General features: G+C 70.1%; 12 protein-coding genes. All 12 read left to right on the top strand.

Features of this window, described 5'->3' with window-relative positions; genetic code table 11:
* Nucleotides 1–169: 169 nt before the first annotated feature.
* The 12 genes from uvrA to ACX6XY_RS20785 all read left to right on the top strand — a co-directional run bounded on the left by uvrA (nt 170) and on the right by ACX6XY_RS20785 (nt 16,134).
* Nucleotides 170–3,148, top strand: coding sequence for an excinuclease ABC subunit UvrA (gene uvrA / locus ACX6XY_RS20840; protein WP_460332749.1), 2,979 nt, complete (start codon nt 170–172; stop codon nt 3,146–3,148).
* Nucleotides 3,149–3,343: 195 nt separating this feature from the next.
* Nucleotides 3,344–3,775 carry a Rieske (2Fe-2S) protein gene (locus tag ACX6XY_RS20835; RefSeq protein ID WP_460332747.1) on the top strand — a complete coding sequence of 144 codons (432 nt, stop codon included), beginning with the start codon at nt 3,344–3,346 and terminating at the stop codon, nt 3,773–3,775.
* A 124-nt stretch (nt 3,776–3,899) separates the two neighbouring features.
* Nucleotides 3,900–5,927, top strand: coding sequence for an excinuclease ABC subunit UvrC (gene uvrC / locus ACX6XY_RS20830; protein WP_460332745.1), 2,028 nt, complete (start codon nt 3,900–3,902; stop codon nt 5,925–5,927).
* Nucleotides 5,924–6,850, top strand: coding sequence for an RNase adapter RapZ (gene rapZ / locus ACX6XY_RS20825; protein WP_460332743.1), 927 nt, complete (start codon nt 5,924–5,926; stop codon nt 6,848–6,850). Before uvrC ends, rapZ begins: the two co-directional genes overlap by 4 nt.
* Complete coding sequence (locus tag ACX6XY_RS20820; RefSeq protein ID WP_460332741.1) at nt 6,847–7,854, top strand: gluconeogenesis factor YvcK family protein; 1,008 nt, start codon at nt 6,847–6,849, stop codon at nt 7,852–7,854. Before rapZ ends, ACX6XY_RS20820 begins: the two co-directional genes overlap by 4 nt.
* On the top strand, nt 7,845–8,834 hold the full coding sequence (whiA, locus tag ACX6XY_RS20815; RefSeq protein ID WP_460332739.1) for a DNA-binding protein WhiA: 990 nt from the start codon (nt 7,845–7,847) through the stop codon (nt 8,832–8,834). Before ACX6XY_RS20820 ends, whiA begins: the two co-directional genes overlap by 10 nt.
* A gap of 200 nt (nt 8,835–9,034) precedes the next feature.
* Complete coding sequence (locus tag ACX6XY_RS20810) at nt 9,035–12,013, top strand: M14 family metallopeptidase (protein ID WP_460332737.1); 2,979 nt, start codon at nt 9,035–9,037, stop codon at nt 12,011–12,013.
* 152 nt (nt 12,014–12,165) lie between these two features.
* A complete protein-coding gene (gene gap, locus ACX6XY_RS20805) occupies nt 12,166–13,170 on the top strand; it encodes a type I glyceraldehyde-3-phosphate dehydrogenase (RefSeq protein WP_460332735.1) in 1,005 nt (334 codons plus the stop codon).
* A gap of 107 nt (nt 13,171–13,277) precedes the next feature.
* Nucleotides 13,278–14,489, top strand: coding sequence for a phosphoglycerate kinase (locus ACX6XY_RS20800; protein ID WP_460332733.1), 1,212 nt, complete (start codon nt 13,278–13,280; stop codon nt 14,487–14,489).
* 7 nt (nt 14,490–14,496) lie between these two features.
* Nucleotides 14,497–15,273, top strand: a complete 777-nt coding sequence (gene tpiA, locus ACX6XY_RS20795; protein WP_460332732.1) for a triose-phosphate isomerase — start codon at nt 14,497–14,499, stop codon at nt 15,271–15,273.
* Between the two features lie 123 nt (nt 15,274–15,396).
* Nucleotides 15,397–15,627, top strand: a complete 231-nt coding sequence (secG, locus tag ACX6XY_RS20790; RefSeq protein WP_411058797.1) for a preprotein translocase subunit SecG — start codon at nt 15,397–15,399, stop codon at nt 15,625–15,627.
* A gap of 171 nt (nt 15,628–15,798) precedes the next feature.
* On the top strand, nt 15,799–16,134 hold the full coding sequence (locus ACX6XY_RS20785; RefSeq protein ID WP_003957010.1) for an RNA polymerase-binding protein RbpA: 336 nt from the start codon (nt 15,799–15,801) through the stop codon (nt 16,132–16,134).
* Nucleotides 16,135–16,258: the final 124 nt, after the last annotated feature.

Raw genomic sequence — 16,258 nt, 5'->3', positions numbered from 1 at the left:
CCGCCACCCGATCGGGTGAAGGTGGCGGGCCAGCTCCGTAAATCGAATGTGCGTGCTATACGCTCGGGGGAGGCATCATTTGTCGTTACCAGTCCATCGATGTGGTGGCCCTCTTAACCTGGGGAACGGGGCCCCGCCCCCGCTTCTCTCAAGAAAGGTGCGGACCGGCGTGGCCGACCGTCTCATCGTCCGTGGTGCACGCGAGCACAACCTGCGCAATGTCTCGCTGGATCTCCCGCGCGACTCGCTCATCGTCTTCACCGGCCTGTCCGGCTCCGGCAAGTCCTCGCTCGCGTTCGACACGATCTTCGCCGAGGGCCAGCGGCGGTACGTGGAGTCGCTCTCCTCGTACGCCCGGCAGTTCCTCGGCCAGATGGACAAGCCCGATGTGGACTTCATCGAGGGCCTGTCCCCAGCGGTCTCCATCGACCAGAAGTCGACCTCGCGCAACCCGCGCTCGACGGTCGGCACGATCACCGAGGTCTACGACTATCTGCGGCTGCTCTTCGCCCGCATCGGCAAGCCGCATTGCCCCGAGTGCCGTCGCCCGATCTCCCGTCAGTCGCCGCAGGCCATCGTGGACAAGGTCCTCGCGCTCCCGGACGGCAGCCGTTTCCAGGTGCTCTCGCCGCTGGTCCGCGAGCGCAAGGGCGAGTTCGTCGACCTCTTCAACGACCTGCAGACCAAGGGGTACAGCCGCGCTCGGGTCGACGGCCGGACCGTCCAGCTCGCCGAGCCGCCCACGCTGAAGAAGCAGGAGAAGCACACCATCGAGGTGGTCGTCGACCGCCTCACCGTCAAGGACAGCGCCAAGCGCCGCCTCACCGACTCCGTCGAGACCGCGCTCGGGCTCTCCGGCGGCATGGTGGTGCTCGACTTCGTCGACCTCGCGGAGGACGACCCCGAGCGGGAGCGGATGTTCTCCGAGCACCTCTACTGCCCGTACGACGACCTGTCCTTCGAGGAGCTCGAGCCCCGGTCCTTCTCCTTCAACTCCCCGTTCGGCGCCTGCCCCGACTGCACCGGCATCGGGACCCGGATGGAGGTCGACCCCGAGCTGATCGTCCCGGACGAGGACAAGTCACTCGAAGGGGGCGCGATCCACCCCTGGTCGCACGGCCACACCAAGGAGTACTTCGGCCGTCTCACCTCAGCCCTGGCCGACGCGCTCAGCTTCAGCACCGACACCCCCTTCGCCGCGCTCCCGCAGCGCGCCAGGAAGGCCCTGCTGTACGGCCACAAGACCCAGATCGAGGTCCGGTACCGCAACAGGTACGGCCGCGAGCGGGTGTACACGACGCCCTTCGAGGGCGCCGTGCCGTTCGTCAAGCGCCGCCACTCGGAGGCCGAGAGCGACGCCAGCAGGGAGCGCTTCGAGGGCTATATGCGCGAGGTGCCCTGCCCCACCTGCCAGGGCACCCGGCTCAAGCCGATCGTCCTCGCGGTCACCGTCATGGAGAAGTCCATCGCCGAGGTCTCCGCGATGTCCATCGCCGACTGCGCGGACTTCCTGGGCGAGCTGAAGCTCAACGCCCGTGACAAGAAGATCGCCGAACGGGTTCTGAAGGAGGTCAACGAACGCCTGCGCTTCCTGGTCGACGTCGGCCTGGACTATCTGTCGCTGAACCGCGCCGCGGGCACCCTCTCCGGCGGCGAGGCCCAGCGCATCCGGCTGGCCACCCAGATCGGCTCCGGCCTGGTCGGCGTGCTCTACGTCCTGGACGAGCCCTCCATCGGCCTGCACCAGCGCGACAACCACCGGCTGATCGAGACCCTGGTCCGGCTGCGCGACATGGGCAACACCCTGATCGTCGTCGAGCATGACGAGGACACCATCAAGGTCGCCGACTGGGTCGTCGACATCGGCCCCGGCGCGGGCGAGCACGGCGGCAAGGTCGTGCACAGCGGGCCGCTCAAGGAACTGCTGGCCAACCCGGAGTCGATGACCGGCAAGTACCTGTCCGGCAAGAAGGCCATTCCGGTGCCGGACCTCCGCAGGCCCGTCGCCCCGGAGCGCCGACTGACGGTGCACGGCGCGCGGGAGAACAACCTTCAGGACATCGACGTGGACTTTCCGCTCGGTGTGCTCACGGCCGTCACCGGCGTCTCGGGGTCCGGCAAGTCGACGCTGGTCAACGACATCCTCTACACCCACCTGGCCCGCGAGCTGAACGGCGCCCGCAACGTTCCGGGCCGCCACACGCGCGTGGACGGCGACGACCTCGTGGACAAGGTGGTGCACGTCGACCAGTCGCCGATCGGCCGTACGCCCCGGTCCAACCCGGCGACCTACACCGGCGTCTTCGACCACGTCCGCAAGCTGTTCGCGGAGACCACGGAGGCCAAGGTCCGCGGCTACCTGCCCGGCCGGTTCTCCTTCAACGTCAAGGGCGGCCGCTGCGAGAACTGCTCCGGCGACGGCACCATCAAGATCGAGATGAACTTCCTGCCGGACGTGTACGTCCCGTGTGAGGTCTGCCACGGCGCGCGCTACAACCGGGAGACCCTGGAGGTCCACTACAAGGGCAAGTCCATCGCCGAGGTCCTGGACATGCCGATCGAGGAGGCGCTGAGCTTCTTCGAGGCGGTGCCGACCATCTCGCGCCACCTCAAGACCCTGCACGAGGTCGGCCTCGGCTATGTACGCCTCGGCCAGTCCGCGCCGACGCTCTCCGGCGGTGAGGCGCAGCGTGTGAAGCTCGCCAGCGAACTGCAGAAGCGCTCCACGGGACGCACGGTCTACGTCCTGGACGAGCCGACCACCGGTCTGCACTTCGAGGACATCAGCAAGCTGATCAACGTGCTGTCCGGCCTGGTCGACAAGGGCAACACCGTCATCGTCATCGAGCACAACCTCGACGTCATCAAGACCGCGGACTGGGTCGTCGACATGGGCCCCGAGGGCGGCAGCGGCGGCGGTCTCGTCATCGCCGAGGGCACCCCTGAGCAGGTGGCCGGGGTCCTGGCCAGCCACACCGGCAAATTCCTGCGGGGCATCATCCCGGCCGACCGGATCAGCGACGCGGGCCTGCCCCAGCCGGACCGGACCCCGCGGAAGGCCGTGACGAAGACGGCGAAGACCACGGCGAAGAAGACCGCCGCGAAGAAGACCACCGCGAAGAAGACCACGCGGTCCCGGAAAGCCTGATCCGGCCCGCCGCCCGGACCGGCGACCCCGCCAAGCGCGACGGGGCCCTGTCCGGGCGGCGGCCAGGCCGCCGATCCGTCCGGCAGACCCAGGGTGACCTGCCCGTTTGCGTGACGGAACGCCCGGCGCGAGCCCTCGTGATCTGTGCCGGTATCGTCGGGTGCGTCACCGACCCCCCTGCCTTGTGGAGCCTCCATGTCCGGCCAGCCCGCCGCCCGTCGCACCGTGCTGAAAGGCGCCGCCCTCGCGGGAACGGCGGGCATCGGCGCGGCGGCCTGCTCGACCGAGTCAAAGCTCGGGCACGCGAAGAACCCCGTCCCCACCGCCCCGGTGCACCTGGGCGAGGCCGACGTGGTCCCGGCGGGCGGCGCGCGGCTCTACCGCGAACAGCGCCTGGTCGTCTGCCGCTCCGACGACGGGCAGGAGTACAAGGCGTTCAGCGCCCAGTGCACCCACGCGGGCTGCGCCCTGGACAAGGTCGAGGACAACGAGGCCAACTGCCCCTGCCACGGCAGCCGCTTCGACGTACGGACCGGCAAGGCGCTCAAGGGCCCGGCGACCGTGCCGCTGCCGGAGGTCCCGCTCACGACGGAGAACGGCAAACTGATCGCGGGCCCCTCCGTCTAGCCGCGGGCCCGTCCGCCTAACCGCAGGCCTGTCCGCCTACCGCGCGCCCGTCCGCCTGGCCACGGGCGCGTCCGCACCCCGAGGGCTTCCTCGCCTGTCAGTGGCCGCAAGTAGGCTGTCCGACATGGCCGACCCCTCCAGCTACCGCCCCAAGCCGGGACAGATCCCCGACTCGCCGGGGGTCTACAAATTCCGCGACGAGCACCGCCGGGTGATCTACGTCGGGAAGGCGAAAAGCCTGCGCCAGCGGCTCGCCAGCTACTTCCAGGACCTGGCCAACCTGCACCAGCGCACCCGCACGATGGTCACCACGGCCGCGTCCGTCGAGTGGACGGTGGTGACCACCGAGGTCGAGGCGCTCCAGCTGGAGTACACCTGGATCAAGGAGTACGACCCCCGGTTCAACGTCAAGTACCGCGACGACAAGAGCTATCCCTACCTCGCGGTGACGATGAACGAGGAGTTCCCACGGGTCCAGGTGATGCGCGGCGCCAAGAAGAAGGGCGTGCGCTACTTCGGCCCGTACGGCCACGCCTGGGCCATCCGCGACACCGTCGACCTGCTGCTGCGCGTCTTCCCGGTCCGCACCTGCTCGGCCGGGGTGTTCAAGAACGCCGCCCGCACCGGCCGCCCCTGCCTGCTGGGCTACATCGGCAAGTGCTCGGCCCCCTGCGTCGGCCGGATCGAACCCGCCGACCACCGTGAACTGGCCGAGGAGTTCTGCGACTTCATGGCCGGGCGCACCGGCACGTACCTCCGCCGCCTGGAGAAGGAGATGGCCGCGGCCGCCGAGGAGCTGGAGTACGAGCGGGCGGCCCGGCTGCGCGACGACATCGAGGCGCTCAAGCGCGCCATGGAGAAAAGCGCCGTCGTCCTCGCCGACGCCACCGACGCCGACCTGATCGCCTTGGCCGAGGACGAACTCGAGGCCGCCGTGCAGATCTTCCACGTACGCGGCGGGCGGGTGCGCGGCCAGCGCGGCTGGGTCACCGACCGGGTGGAGGCCCTCACATCGGCCGACCTGGTCGAGCACGCGCTCCAGCAGCTGTACGGCGACGAGGCGGGGGACGCGGTGCCCAAGGAGGTCCTCGTCCCCGCGCTGCCCGACCCGGTGGCCCCCGTCCAGGAGTGGCTCACCCAGCACCGGGGCGCGAACGTCAGCCTGCGCGTCCCGCGGCGCGGCGACAAGCGCGCCCTGATGGAGACCGTGCAGCGCAACGCGCAGCAGGCGCTCGCGCTGCACAAGACCAAGCGCGCGGCCGACCTGACCACCCGTTCCCGCGCTCTGGAGGAGATCGCCGCGGCGCTCGACCTGGACAGCGCGCCCCTGCGAATCGAGTGCTTCGACATCTCCCACCTCCAGGGCGACGACGTCGTGGCGTCGATGGTCGTCTTCGAGGACGGCCTCGCGCGCAAGAGCGAGTACCGCCGCTTCCAGATCAAGAGCTTCGCCGGTCAGGACGACGTCCGCGCCATGCACGAGGTGATCACCCGCCGCTTCCGGCGCTACCTCGCCGAGAAGGAGAAGACGGGGGAGTGGGGGGAGGAGGGCACCACGGCCGCCCTCACCGAGGAGGACGGCCGACCGAAGAAGTTCGCCTACCCGCCCCAGCTGATCGTCGTGGACGGCGGACAGCCGCAGGTCGCCGCCGCCCAGCAGGCCCTGGACGAGCTGGGCATCGACGATGTCGCCGTGTGCGGCCTGGCCAAGCGCCTCGAAGAGGTGTGGCTGCCCGGTGAGAGCGACCCGGTGGTCCTGCCGCGCAGCGGTGAGGGCCTCTATCTGCTGATGCGGGTACGTGACGAAGCCCACCGGTTCGCCATCCGCTACCAGCGCACCAAGCGGGCCAAGCGCTTCAAGGCGGGCCCCCTGGACGAGGTGCCCGGCCTCGGCGACACCCGCAAACAGGCCTTGCTCAAGCACTTCGGCTCGCTGAAGAAGCTGCGGTCCGCCACCGTCGACCAGATGTGCGAGGTGCCCGGTATAGGCCGCAAGACGGCTGAGACCATTGCCGTGGCCCTGGCGCAGGCGGCGCCCGCCGCTCCCGCGGTGAACACCGCGACCGGAGAGATCATTGAAGAGTACGAGGACGAGGCGACCGCGGCCGACGGGGCCGGGGCGCACTCGGACGGACGGGGGCAGCAGCCATGACCAAGCACGACGAAGGCGGAACACAGGTGAGTACGGGCATGACCAGCGAGCCAGCGGACACGGCCATCCCCGAGCTGGTGATCATCTCCGGGATGTCCGGGGCCGGGCGGTCCACCGCCGCCAAGTGCCTGGAGGACCTCGGCTGGTTCGTCGTCGACAACCTGCCGCCCGCGCTGATCCCCACCATGGTGGAGCTCGGCGCCCGCTCGCAGGGCAATGTGGCGCGGATCGCCGTCGTCGTCGACGTACGCGGCCGCCGCTTCTTCGACAACCTGCGTGAGTCGCTGGCCGACCTGCAGTCCAAGGACGTCACCCGGCGGATCGTGTTCCTGGAGTCGTCCGACAACGCCCTGGTGCAGCGCTTCGAGTCGGTGCGCCGCCCGCACCCCCTCCAGGGCGACGGCCGGATCACCGACGGCATCGCCGCCGAGCGTGAGCTGCTGCGCGAGCTGCGCGGCGACGCCGACCTGGTGATCGACACCTCCGGCCTCAACGTCCACGAGCTGCGCGCCAAGCTCGACGCCCAGTTCGCGGGCGAGGAGGAGCCCGAGCTGCGGGCCACGGTGATGTCCTTCGGTTACAAGTACGGCCTGCCGGTCGACGCCGACCTGGTCGTCGACTGCCGCTTCCTGCCCAACCCGCACTGGGTCCCCGAGCTGCGCCCCTTCACCGGCCTGAACGAAGAGGTCTCCGGCTATGTCTTCGACCAGCCGGGCGCCAAGGAGTTCCTCAACCAGTACTCCGAACTGCTCCAGCTCGTCGCCACCGGCTACCGCCGCGAGGGCAAGCGCTATGTGACCATCGCCGTCGGCTGCACCGGCGGCAAGCACCGCTCGGTCGCCATGTCGGAGAAGCTCGCCGCCCGCCTCGCCAGCGAGGGCGTGGAGACCGTCGTCGTCCACCGGGACCTGGGGCGCGAGTGAAACCCTCCTCGCGGCTGAACCGTCTGCGCCGCAAGAGGAGCGCGCAGCCCAAGGTGGTGGCACTCGGCGGCGGCATGGGCCTGTCCGCCTCGCTGGCCGCGCTGCGCCGTATCACCGGCGACCTCACGGCCGTGGTCACCGTCGCCGACGACGGCGGCTCCAGCGGCCGGCTCCGCGACGAGCTCGGCGTGCTCCCGCCCGGTGACCTGCGCAAGGCGCTGGCCGCGCTGTGCGGCGACGACGACTGGGGTCAGACCTGGGCTCGGGTGATCCAGCACCGCTTCCAGTCCCAGGGCGAACTGCACGAGCACGCGGTCGGCAATCTGCTGATCGTCGCCCTGTGGGAACAGCTGGGCGACCACGTCCAGGCGCTCGACCTGGTCGGCAAGCTGCTCGGCGCACAGGGCCGGGTGCTGCCCATGTCGGCCGTGCCGCTGGAGCTGCAGGCACTGGTCCGGGGGCACGATCCGGGGCGGCCGTCGGACGTCGACACCGTGCGCGGCCAGGCCACGGTGGCGCTCACTCCGGGCGAGGTGCAGTCCGTGCACCTGGTCCCGGCCGACCCGCCCGCGGTGCCCGAGGCCGTCGCGGCGGTGCTCGACGCCGACTGGGTGGTGCTCGGCCCCGGCTCCTGGTTCTCCTCGGTGATCCCGCATCTGCTGGTGCCGGAACTGCTCGACGCGCTGCTGGAGACCAAGGCCCGCCGGGTCCTCTCGCTCAACCTCGCGCCGCAACCCGGCGAAACAGAAGGCTTCTCCCCGCAGCGTCATTTGGAGGTTTTGGCCCGACACGCCCCTAAACTCGCCCTGGACGTGGTGCTGGCCGATCAGGCAGCCGTGCGTGACCCGGAGTCCCTCAGCGATGCCGCCAAGGGGTTCGGGGCCACGGTCCAGCTGGCTCCGGTCGCCGCGCCCGACGGTTCCCCCAGGCACGACCCGGAGCTGTTGGCAGCCGCGTACGACCGTATTTTCCGGATGCATGGAAGGATCGGCCCATGGCGATGACGGCAGCGGTGAAGGACGAAGTCTCCCGGCTCCCCGTCACCCGGACCTGCTGCAGAAAGGCAGAGGTCTCGGCGATTCTCCGGTTCGCGGGCGGGCTGCACCTGGTCAGCGGCCGCATCGTGATCGAGGCGGAGCTGGACACCGCGATGGCGGCACGGCGGCTCAAGAAGGACATCCTGGAGATCTTCGGGCACAGCTCCGAGCTCATGGTGATGGCCGCGGGCGGGCTGCGGCGCGGCTCCCGGTACGTCGTACGCGTAGTGGCGGGCGGTGACCAGCTGGCGCGCCAGACGGGTCTGGTCGACGGCCGGGGACGCCCGATCAGGGGCCTGCCGCCGCAGGTCGTCTCGGGCGCCACCTGTGACGCCGAGGCTGCCTGGCGCGGCGCGTTCCTGGCCCACGGCTCGCTCACCGAGCCGGGCCGCTCGTCCTCACTGGAGGTGACCTGTCCGGGCCCGGAGGCCGCCCTCGCGCTGGTCGGCGCCGCACGTCGGCTCTCCATCGCGGCCAAGGCCCGCGAGGTACGCGGCGTGGACCGCGTGGTCGTACGGGACGGCGACGCGATCGGCGCGCTGCTGACCCGGCTCGGCGCCCACGAGTCCGTACTGGCCTGGGAGGAGCGGCGGATGCGCCGCGAGGTGCGGGCCACCGCCAACCGCCTGGCCAACTTCGACGACGCCAACCTGCGCCGCTCGGCGCGGGCCGCGGTCGCCGCCGGGGCCCGCGTGCAGCGCGCCCTGGAGATCCTCGGCGACGAGGTGCCCGAGCACCTGGCCGCGGCCGGCCGGCTGCGTATGGAGCACAAGCAGGCCTCGCTTGAGGAGCTGGGCGCGCTCGCCGACCCGCCGCTGACCAAGGACGCGGTCGCCGGGCGGATCAGGCGGCTGCTGGCCATGGCCGACAAGCGGGCTCAGGACCTCGGGATTCCGGGCACGGAGTCCAACCTCTCCGATGAGATGGCCGACAACATGGTCGGCTGAGCACCCCGCGGCTCCCGTCCTCCCGTCCTCCCGTCCTGCGCATCCCACCCGTAGTCCCTGACGTGAGGCGCCCGGAACCGTCCGGGCGCCCGCGGACGCCCCGAGAGGTTCTGTCCCGGTCGGCCATATTGACATGATCATGGAGTGTCATGAGCCTGGCGTCTGTGCACAACAGTGCCGGACAACTGCAAGGGGGGCTCATGAGACGACACCGAGCTAGAGCGATCCTCGCCACCAGCGCCTTACTGCTCGCGGGACTGGTCACCGCACCGATGGCCGAGGCCCGGCAGGCGCCCGCCGACAAGGCCGCGGACGCCGCCGACGCGATCAAGGTCTTTGAGGCCGACATCACCAGAGAGCAGATTCCCCTGCTCAGCGCGGCCGGACAGGACATCCACGAACTCGCCGAACAGCCACCCGCACGCGGCACCGCGCGCGTGGAGCTCTATCTCACCGACGCCCAGGCCGCCCGGCTCCGGAGCAAGGGCGTCGACCTCGCCGAACGCCGGGTGTCCGCGGCGGCCGAGCGCAGACTCGCGGCTCGGGGCGACGGCGTCTTCCGTCCGTACTCCGGTAAGGGCGGTCTGAAGGAGGAGATCGTCAAGACCGGCCAGGCCCACCCGGACCTGACCAAGGTCGTCTCGATCGGCAAGAGCGTCCAGGGCCAGGACATCCTGGCGCTCAAGGTCTCCAAGAGGGCCAAGAAGACCAGGGACGGGTCAAAGCCCTCGGTGCTGTATCTCTCCAGCCAGCACGCGCGCGAGTGGATCACGCCCGAGATGACCCGCCGCCTGATGCACCACTACCTGGACGGCTACGGCAAGGACCAGCGGATCACTCGGCTCGTCGACTCCACCGAACTGTGGTTCGTCCTGAGCGCCAACCCCGACGGCTACGACTTCACCCACGCGCCCGACGGCGACCGTCAGTGGCGCAAGAACCTCCGCGACATCAACGGCGACGGCAAGATCACCAGCGGCGACGGCGTCGACCTCAACCGCAACTTCGCCTACAAGTGGGGGTACGACAACGAGGGCTCGTCCGCTGCCCCGGCCTCCGAGACCTACCGGGGCGCGGCGCCCATGTCGGAGCCCGAGACCAAGGCGATGGACCGCTTCCAGAAGCGGATCGGCTTCGAGTACGCGATCAACTACCACTCGGCCGCCGAACTGATCCTCTACGGGGTCGGCTGGCAGGTCGCGACCCCGACTCCCGACGACGTCCTGCTCGGGGCGCTCGCCGGGACCCCGGAGAACCCCGCGGTCCCCGGCTACCGCCCGCAGCTGTCCTCCGAGCTCTACGTCACCAACGGCGACTCCGACGGGCACGCGAGCAACGTCAACGGCACCATGATGTTCACCCCGGAGATGTCGACCTGCCGGACCGCCTCCAATGTGGACCCGGACGACGCCTGGGAGCCCCAGGACTGCGCCTCCATCTTCACCTTCCCGGACGACGAGAAGCTGATCCGGCAAGAGGTCACCAAGAACATCCCGTTCGCGCTCGCCGTGGCCGAGACCGCGGCGCACCCCGACCAGCCGTCGTCGCCGGCCGGCGTCGAGGCCCCCGACTTCACGGTCGACGCCTTCGCCACGTCGTACGCCCGCGGCGGCTGGTACGGCCGGGGCGGCGACCAGGAGGTGTCCGTCACCGCGCGCAAGTCGGTCCGTAACAAGCGGCTCAACTACCGGATCGACGGCGGCCGCACGCACCGGGTGAAGCTCAAGGCCTGGCGAGGCGGCGAGACCTTCGGCGGCGACGACAACCACTACTTCGACCAGTACCGGGCCAAGGTCAAGAGAGCCAGGCCGGGCGACGAGGTCGAGGTCTGGTTCACCGGCAACGCCAAGAAGAAGGGCAAGGTGTCCAGCGAGCGCTTCACCTACACCGTCGCCGAGCGCGCCAAGGCGAACACGCTGGTCATCGCCGAGGAAGGCGCCAAGGCGCGGCACGCGCAGAAGTACGTCGACGCGCTCCGGGCGGCCGGCCGCAGCGCGGTCGTCTGGGACGTCGCCACCCAGGGCGCCCCGCACCCGCTCGGCGTGCTCAGCCACTTCCCCGCCGTCGTGCACTACACCGGCGACGCGGCGCCCGGCGGCGGCGCCACACTGGCCCTGCGCGCCTACCTCAACGAGGGCGGCAAACTGATCCAGGCCGGTGAGCGGGCCGGGGGCAATGTGACCGTCGGGCGCGCGAACACCGACGACTTCGCGCAGTACTACCTGGGAGCGTACGAGCGGATCACCGCGCGCGGCGCCGACAGCTTCGCCGGTGACGGGGCCCTGGACGGCGTGCGCGCCCCCCTCGGGGACGCCGCCGGCAACCCGCTGGACGGCGCGGGCCGCTACCGGGTGACGTCGGACAGCCTGCCGCCGTCGGACTTCCCGCAGTTCACCAGCGCGGCCGCGGGTTCCTATCCGGGCGTCGCCAACCCGTACGCGCCGTACACGGGCGAGGGCATGGCGTCGGCCACCCACCGGGACCGCGACTGGCAGCGGCTGACCCGTACCGTCGACCTGACCGGGGTGAGCGCCGCCGACGCCCCCGAGCTCCGGCTCGCGCTCAGCTGGAACATCGAGCCCGGCTACGACCACGGCGTGCTCGAAGCGCGCACCGTGGGCGCCGACGACTGGACCACGCTGCCCGACCAGGGCGGCAGGACCTCGACCGAGGTGCCCACCCAGTGCGAGGCGGGGTTCTTCATGACCGGGCACCCCTTCCTGGGCCGCTATCTCACCCGGACATCGGATGAGTGCACCGCCACGGGCACCAGCGGCGAGTGGAACAGCTTCACCGGCTCGTCCGACGGCTGGTACCAGGTCTCCTTCGATCTGAGCGGGTACGCGGGCGAGAAGGTCGAGCTGGCCCTCAGCTACATCACCGATCCGGGCTTCGGCGGCCGCGGCCTCTTCGCCGACGACGCGCGGCTGGTCATCGGCGGTGAGGAGCGGGAGACCGAGGGCTTCGAGGGGTCGCTCGGCTCCTGGGCCGTCGGGGACGCGCCCCCCGGCAGCCCGGCGACCGCCGGCGACTGGGCCGGCACCGGCGAGCTGCACCAGTCACACGCGGCGGTCACGACGCGTGACAGCGTGCTGCTCGGTTTCGGCCTGGAGCACGTCACCGAGGGCGCTCAGCGCAATGTACTGATCAGTAACGCGCTGAGGTCTTTGCGCCTCTGACTCTCCGTAGTCAGGACCACGGTCCCGGCGGCGCATACGGTGCGGCTCGATGTCACTCACGGGGTCCGGGAGAGGTAGGGTCGGAGTCGGTCGGGGACATCCCATACAGCTCGCCGGCGGACAGACCGGCGTACCAACGAGGAGATCGGTTCGTGACGATCCGCGTAGGCATCAATGGTTTTGGTCGTATCGGCCGCAACTACTTCCGGGCGCTCAAGGAGCAGGGTGCGGACATCGAGGTCGTTGCCGTCAACGACCTGGGCGACACCGCGACCACCGCTCACCTTCTGAAGTACGACACCATCCTCGGCCGCCTCAAGGCCGAGGTGTCGCACACCGCAGACACCATCACCGTCGACGGCCACACCATCAAGGTGCTGTCCGAGCGCAACCCGGCCGACATCCCCTGGGGTGAGCTGGGCGTCGACGTCGTCGTCGAGTCGACCGGCATCTTCACCAAGCGTGAGGACGCCGCCAAGCACCTCGCGGGCGGCGCGAAGAAGGTCCTCATCTCGGCTCCGGCCAAGAACGAGGACATCACGATCGTGATGGGCGTCAACCAGGACCAGTACGACGCGGCCAGCCACCACGTCATCTCCAACGCCTCCTGCACCACCAACTGCGTGGCGCCGATGGCCAAGGTTCTCCTGGAGAACTTCGGCATCGTCAAGGGCATGATGACGACGGTCCACGCCTACACCAACGACCAGCGCATCCTGGACTTCCCGCACTCCGACCTGCGTCGCGCCCGCGCCGCGGCGGAGAACATCATCCCGACCACCACCGGTGCCGCCAAGGCCACCGCCCTGGTGATCCCGGAGCTGGCGGGCAAGCTCGACGGCATCGCGATGCGCGTTCCGGTCCCGACCGGCTCCGTGACCGACCTGGTCATCGAGCTGGAGCGGGAGGTCACCAAGGACGAGGTGAACGCCGCGTTCCAGAAGGCCTCCGAGGGACAGCTCAAGGGCATCCTGGAGTACACCGAGGACCCGATCGTGTCGTCGGACATCGTCAACTGGCCGGCCTCCTGCACCTTCGACTCCGCCCTGACCATGGTCCAGGGCAAGAGCGTCAAGGTCGTCGGCTGGTACGACAACGAGTGGGGATACTCCAACCGGCTCGTCGACCTCACCACCTTCGTCGGCGGCCAGCTCTGACCCACTAGGGCAGGCACCTCGATGTGAGCAACAGGGCTCGGGCAGCGCAACGCCGCGCACACCGAGCCCTGTTGCTTGTGCTTGACGCTTCCAAGGAGTCCACACCCATGAAGACGATCGACGAACTTCTCGCCGAAGGGGTCGCAGGCAAGCGGGTCTTCGTCCGCGCCGACCTCAACGTGCCGCTGGACGGCACCGCCATCACCGACGACGGCCGCATCCGCGCCGTCCAGCCGACGGTGGCCAAGCTCGCCGACGCGGGGGCGCGGGTCATCGTCGCCTCCCACCTGGGCCGCCCCAAGGGCGCCCCGGACCCGGCGTTCTCGCTCGCCCCGGCGGCCGCGCGGCTCGGTGAACTGCTCGGCGCCGACGTGGCGTTCGCGACCGACACGGTCGGCGAGTCGGCCCAGGCCACCGTGGCCGCGCTCACCGACGGCCAGGTCGCCGTCATCGAGAACCTGCGCTTCAACCCCGGCGAGACGTCCAAGGACGACGCCGAGCGCGGCGCCTTCGCGGACCGGCTCGCCGCACTCGCCGACGTCTACGTGGGCGACGGCTTCGGCGCCGTACACCGCAAGCACGCCTCGGTGTTCGACCTCCCGGCGCGCCTCCCGCACGCCGCCGGATTCCTGATCGCCACCGAGGTCGGCGTGCTCAAGAAGCTCACCGAGGACGTCAAGCGCCCGTACGCGGTCGTGCTCGGCGGCGCCAAGGTCTCCGACAAGCTCGGCGTGATCGACCACCTCCTGGAGAGGGCCGACCGCATCCTGATCGGCGGCGGCATGGCGTACACCTTCCTCAAGGCCCAGGGCCACGAGGTCGGCATCTCGCTGCTCCAGGAAGACCAGGTCCCGGCGGTACAGGAGTACCTGCGGCGCGGCAAGGAGCGCGGCGTGGAGTTCGTCCTGCCCGTCGACGTGCTGGTCTCCACCGAGTTCCCGGACCTGAAGACCAAGGCCCCCGCCCACCCCACCACCGTCGCCGCGGACGCCATCCCCGCCGACCAGGAGGGCCTGGACATCGGCCCCGAGACCCGCAAGCTGTACGCGGCCAAGCTCGCCGACGCGGAGACCGTCTTCTGGAACGGCCCGATGGGCGTCTTCGAGCACCCGGACTACGCCGGCGGCACCACGGCGGTCGCCCAGGCCCTGCTTGACTCCCCGGCCTTCACGGTCGTCGGCGGCGGCGACTCCGCCGCGGCCGTGCGCCTGCTGGGCTTCGACGAGAACGCTTTCAGCCACATTTCGACCGGTGGCGGCGCCTCCCTCGAATACCTCGAGGGCAAGACGCTCCCCGGCCTCGCCGCACTGGAGGACTGAGCACCACATGACCACCCGCACCCCGCTCATGGCGGGCAACTGGAAGATGAACCTCAACCACCTCGAGGCCATCGCACACGTCCAGAAGCTCGCCTTCGCGCTCGCCGACAAGGACTACGAGGCCGTCGAGGTCGCCGTACTCCCGCCCTTCACCGACCTGCGCTCCGTGCAGACCCTGGTGGACGGCGACAAGCTCAAGATCAAGTACGGCGCCCAGGACATCTCGGCGCACGACTCCGGCGCCTACACCGGCGAGATCGCGGGCCCGATGCTGTCCAAGCTGAAGTGCACCTATGTGGCCATCGGCCACTCGGAGCGCCGTCAGTACCACGGCGAGAACGACGAGCTCTGCAACGCCAAGGTCAAGGCCGCCTACAAGCACGGGCTGACCCCCATCCTGTGCGTCGGCGAGGGCTTGGACATCCGCAAGGCCGGCCAGCAGGTCCAGTACACGCTGAACCAGCTCGACGGCGCCCTCAGGGATGTCCCGGCCGAGCAGGCCGAGACCATCGTGATCGCCTATGAGCCGGTGTGGGCCATCGGCACCGGCGAGGTCGCCACCCCTGAGGACGCCCAGGAGGTCTGCGGCGCGATCCGCGGCCGCCTCGCCGAGCTGTACTCGCAGGAGCTCGCCGACAAGGTCCGCATCCAGTACGGCGGTTCGGTCAAGTCCGGCAACGTCGCCGCGATCATGGCGCAGCCCGACGTGGACGGCGCGCTGATCGGCGGCGCCGCCCTGGACGCGGACGAGTTCGTCAAGATCGTTCGGTTCCGCGACCAGTGAGTATGCGGTAGCGGCGATACGTCGTACCCTTGCGGGGGCCGGGGCTCTCTGCTGAGCCACGGCCCCCGCGTTTACGCTCTACTCAGTCCGAATAGCTCCGAGGAAGTTGGTCCAGCCGTGGTTATGGGGTTCTCGATCGCCCTGATCGTCTTCAGCCTGCTGCTGATGCTGCTGGTGCTGATGCACAAGGGGAAGGGCGGCGGCCTCTCCGACATGTTCGGCGGCGGAATGCAGTCCTCCGTGGGCGGCTCGTCGGTCGCCGAGCGGAACCTGGACCGGATCACGATCGTGGTCGGTCTGGTGTGGTTCGCCTGCATTGTGGTGCTCGGCCTGCTGATGAAGCTGGACAGCTGACGCTTCCTGCCCTACGGGACGCACGCCCAGCCTTATCATGGGCGTGCGCCCCGAGGCGGAGGGTGTAACTCCGATCCCCGGACGCGCGTTGGGCCTTACGTAGACTTCGGGCAGCCGCGGCCGAGCCGCCGTTGGACGCCGTGTAGCACCGTTACGCAGGGAGTTACGACCGTGGCAAGTGGCAACGCGATCCGTGGAAGCCGGGTCGGAGCGGGGCCGATGGGTGAGGCCGAGCGAGGCGAGTCCGCGCCGCGCCTGCGCATCTCCTTCTGGTGCTCGAACGGGCATGAGACACAGCCGAGCTTCGCCAGCGACGCGCAGGTCCCCGACACCTGGGACTGCCCCCGCTGCGGATTCCCGGCGGGCCAGGACCGGGACAACCCACCGGACCCGCCGCGCACCGAGCCCTACAAGACCCACCTCGCCTACGTACGCGAACGGCGCAGCGACGCGGACGGCGAGGCCATCCTCGCCGAGGCCCTCGCCAAGCTGCGCGGCGAGATCTAGGCCCCACTGAGGCCTTAGCCCTCCTGAGACCCCCTTAGTCCGGCCCGGCCCCCCCCCCCGGGCGGCCCGCCGGGCGGAGGGGGGGCGGTCCCCCACACCCGACGGGGCGGGGGCCCCCCGGAGG

It is taken from the genome of Streptomyces sp. O3, from assembly GCF_054788135.1.
The sequence above is the reverse complement of the archived record's forward strand: the minus strand, read 5'-3'. Positions and strand labels throughout refer to the sequence as shown.

Excerpts from the sequence above, each read along its gene's own strand:
- ACX6XY_RS20835 (WP_460332747.1), top strand. The coding sequence starts at position 3,344 with ATGTCCGGCCAGCCCGCCGCCCGTCGCACCGTGCTGAAAGGCGCCGCC.
- uvrC (WP_460332745.1), top strand. The coding sequence starts at position 3,900 with ATGGCCGACCCCTCCAGCTACCGCCCCAAGCCGGGACAGATCCCCGAC.
- rapZ (WP_460332743.1), top strand. The coding sequence starts at position 5,924 with ATGACCAAGCACGACGAAGGCGGAACACAGGTGAGTACGGGCATGACC.
- whiA (WP_460332739.1), top strand. The coding sequence starts at position 7,845 with ATGGCGATGACGGCAGCGGTGAAGGACGAAGTCTCCCGGCTCCCCGTC.
- ACX6XY_RS20810 (WP_460332737.1), top strand. The coding sequence starts at position 9,035 with ATGAGACGACACCGAGCTAGAGCGATCCTCGCCACCAGCGCCTTACTG.
- ACX6XY_RS20800 (WP_460332733.1), top strand. The coding sequence starts at position 13,278 with ATGAAGACGATCGACGAACTTCTCGCCGAAGGGGTCGCAGGCAAGCGG.
- tpiA (WP_460332732.1), top strand. The coding sequence starts at position 14,497 with ATGACCACCCGCACCCCGCTCATGGCGGGCAACTGGAAGATGAACCTC.
- secG (WP_411058797.1), top strand. The coding sequence starts at position 15,397 with ATGGGGTTCTCGATCGCCCTGATCGTCTTCAGCCTGCTGCTGATGCTG.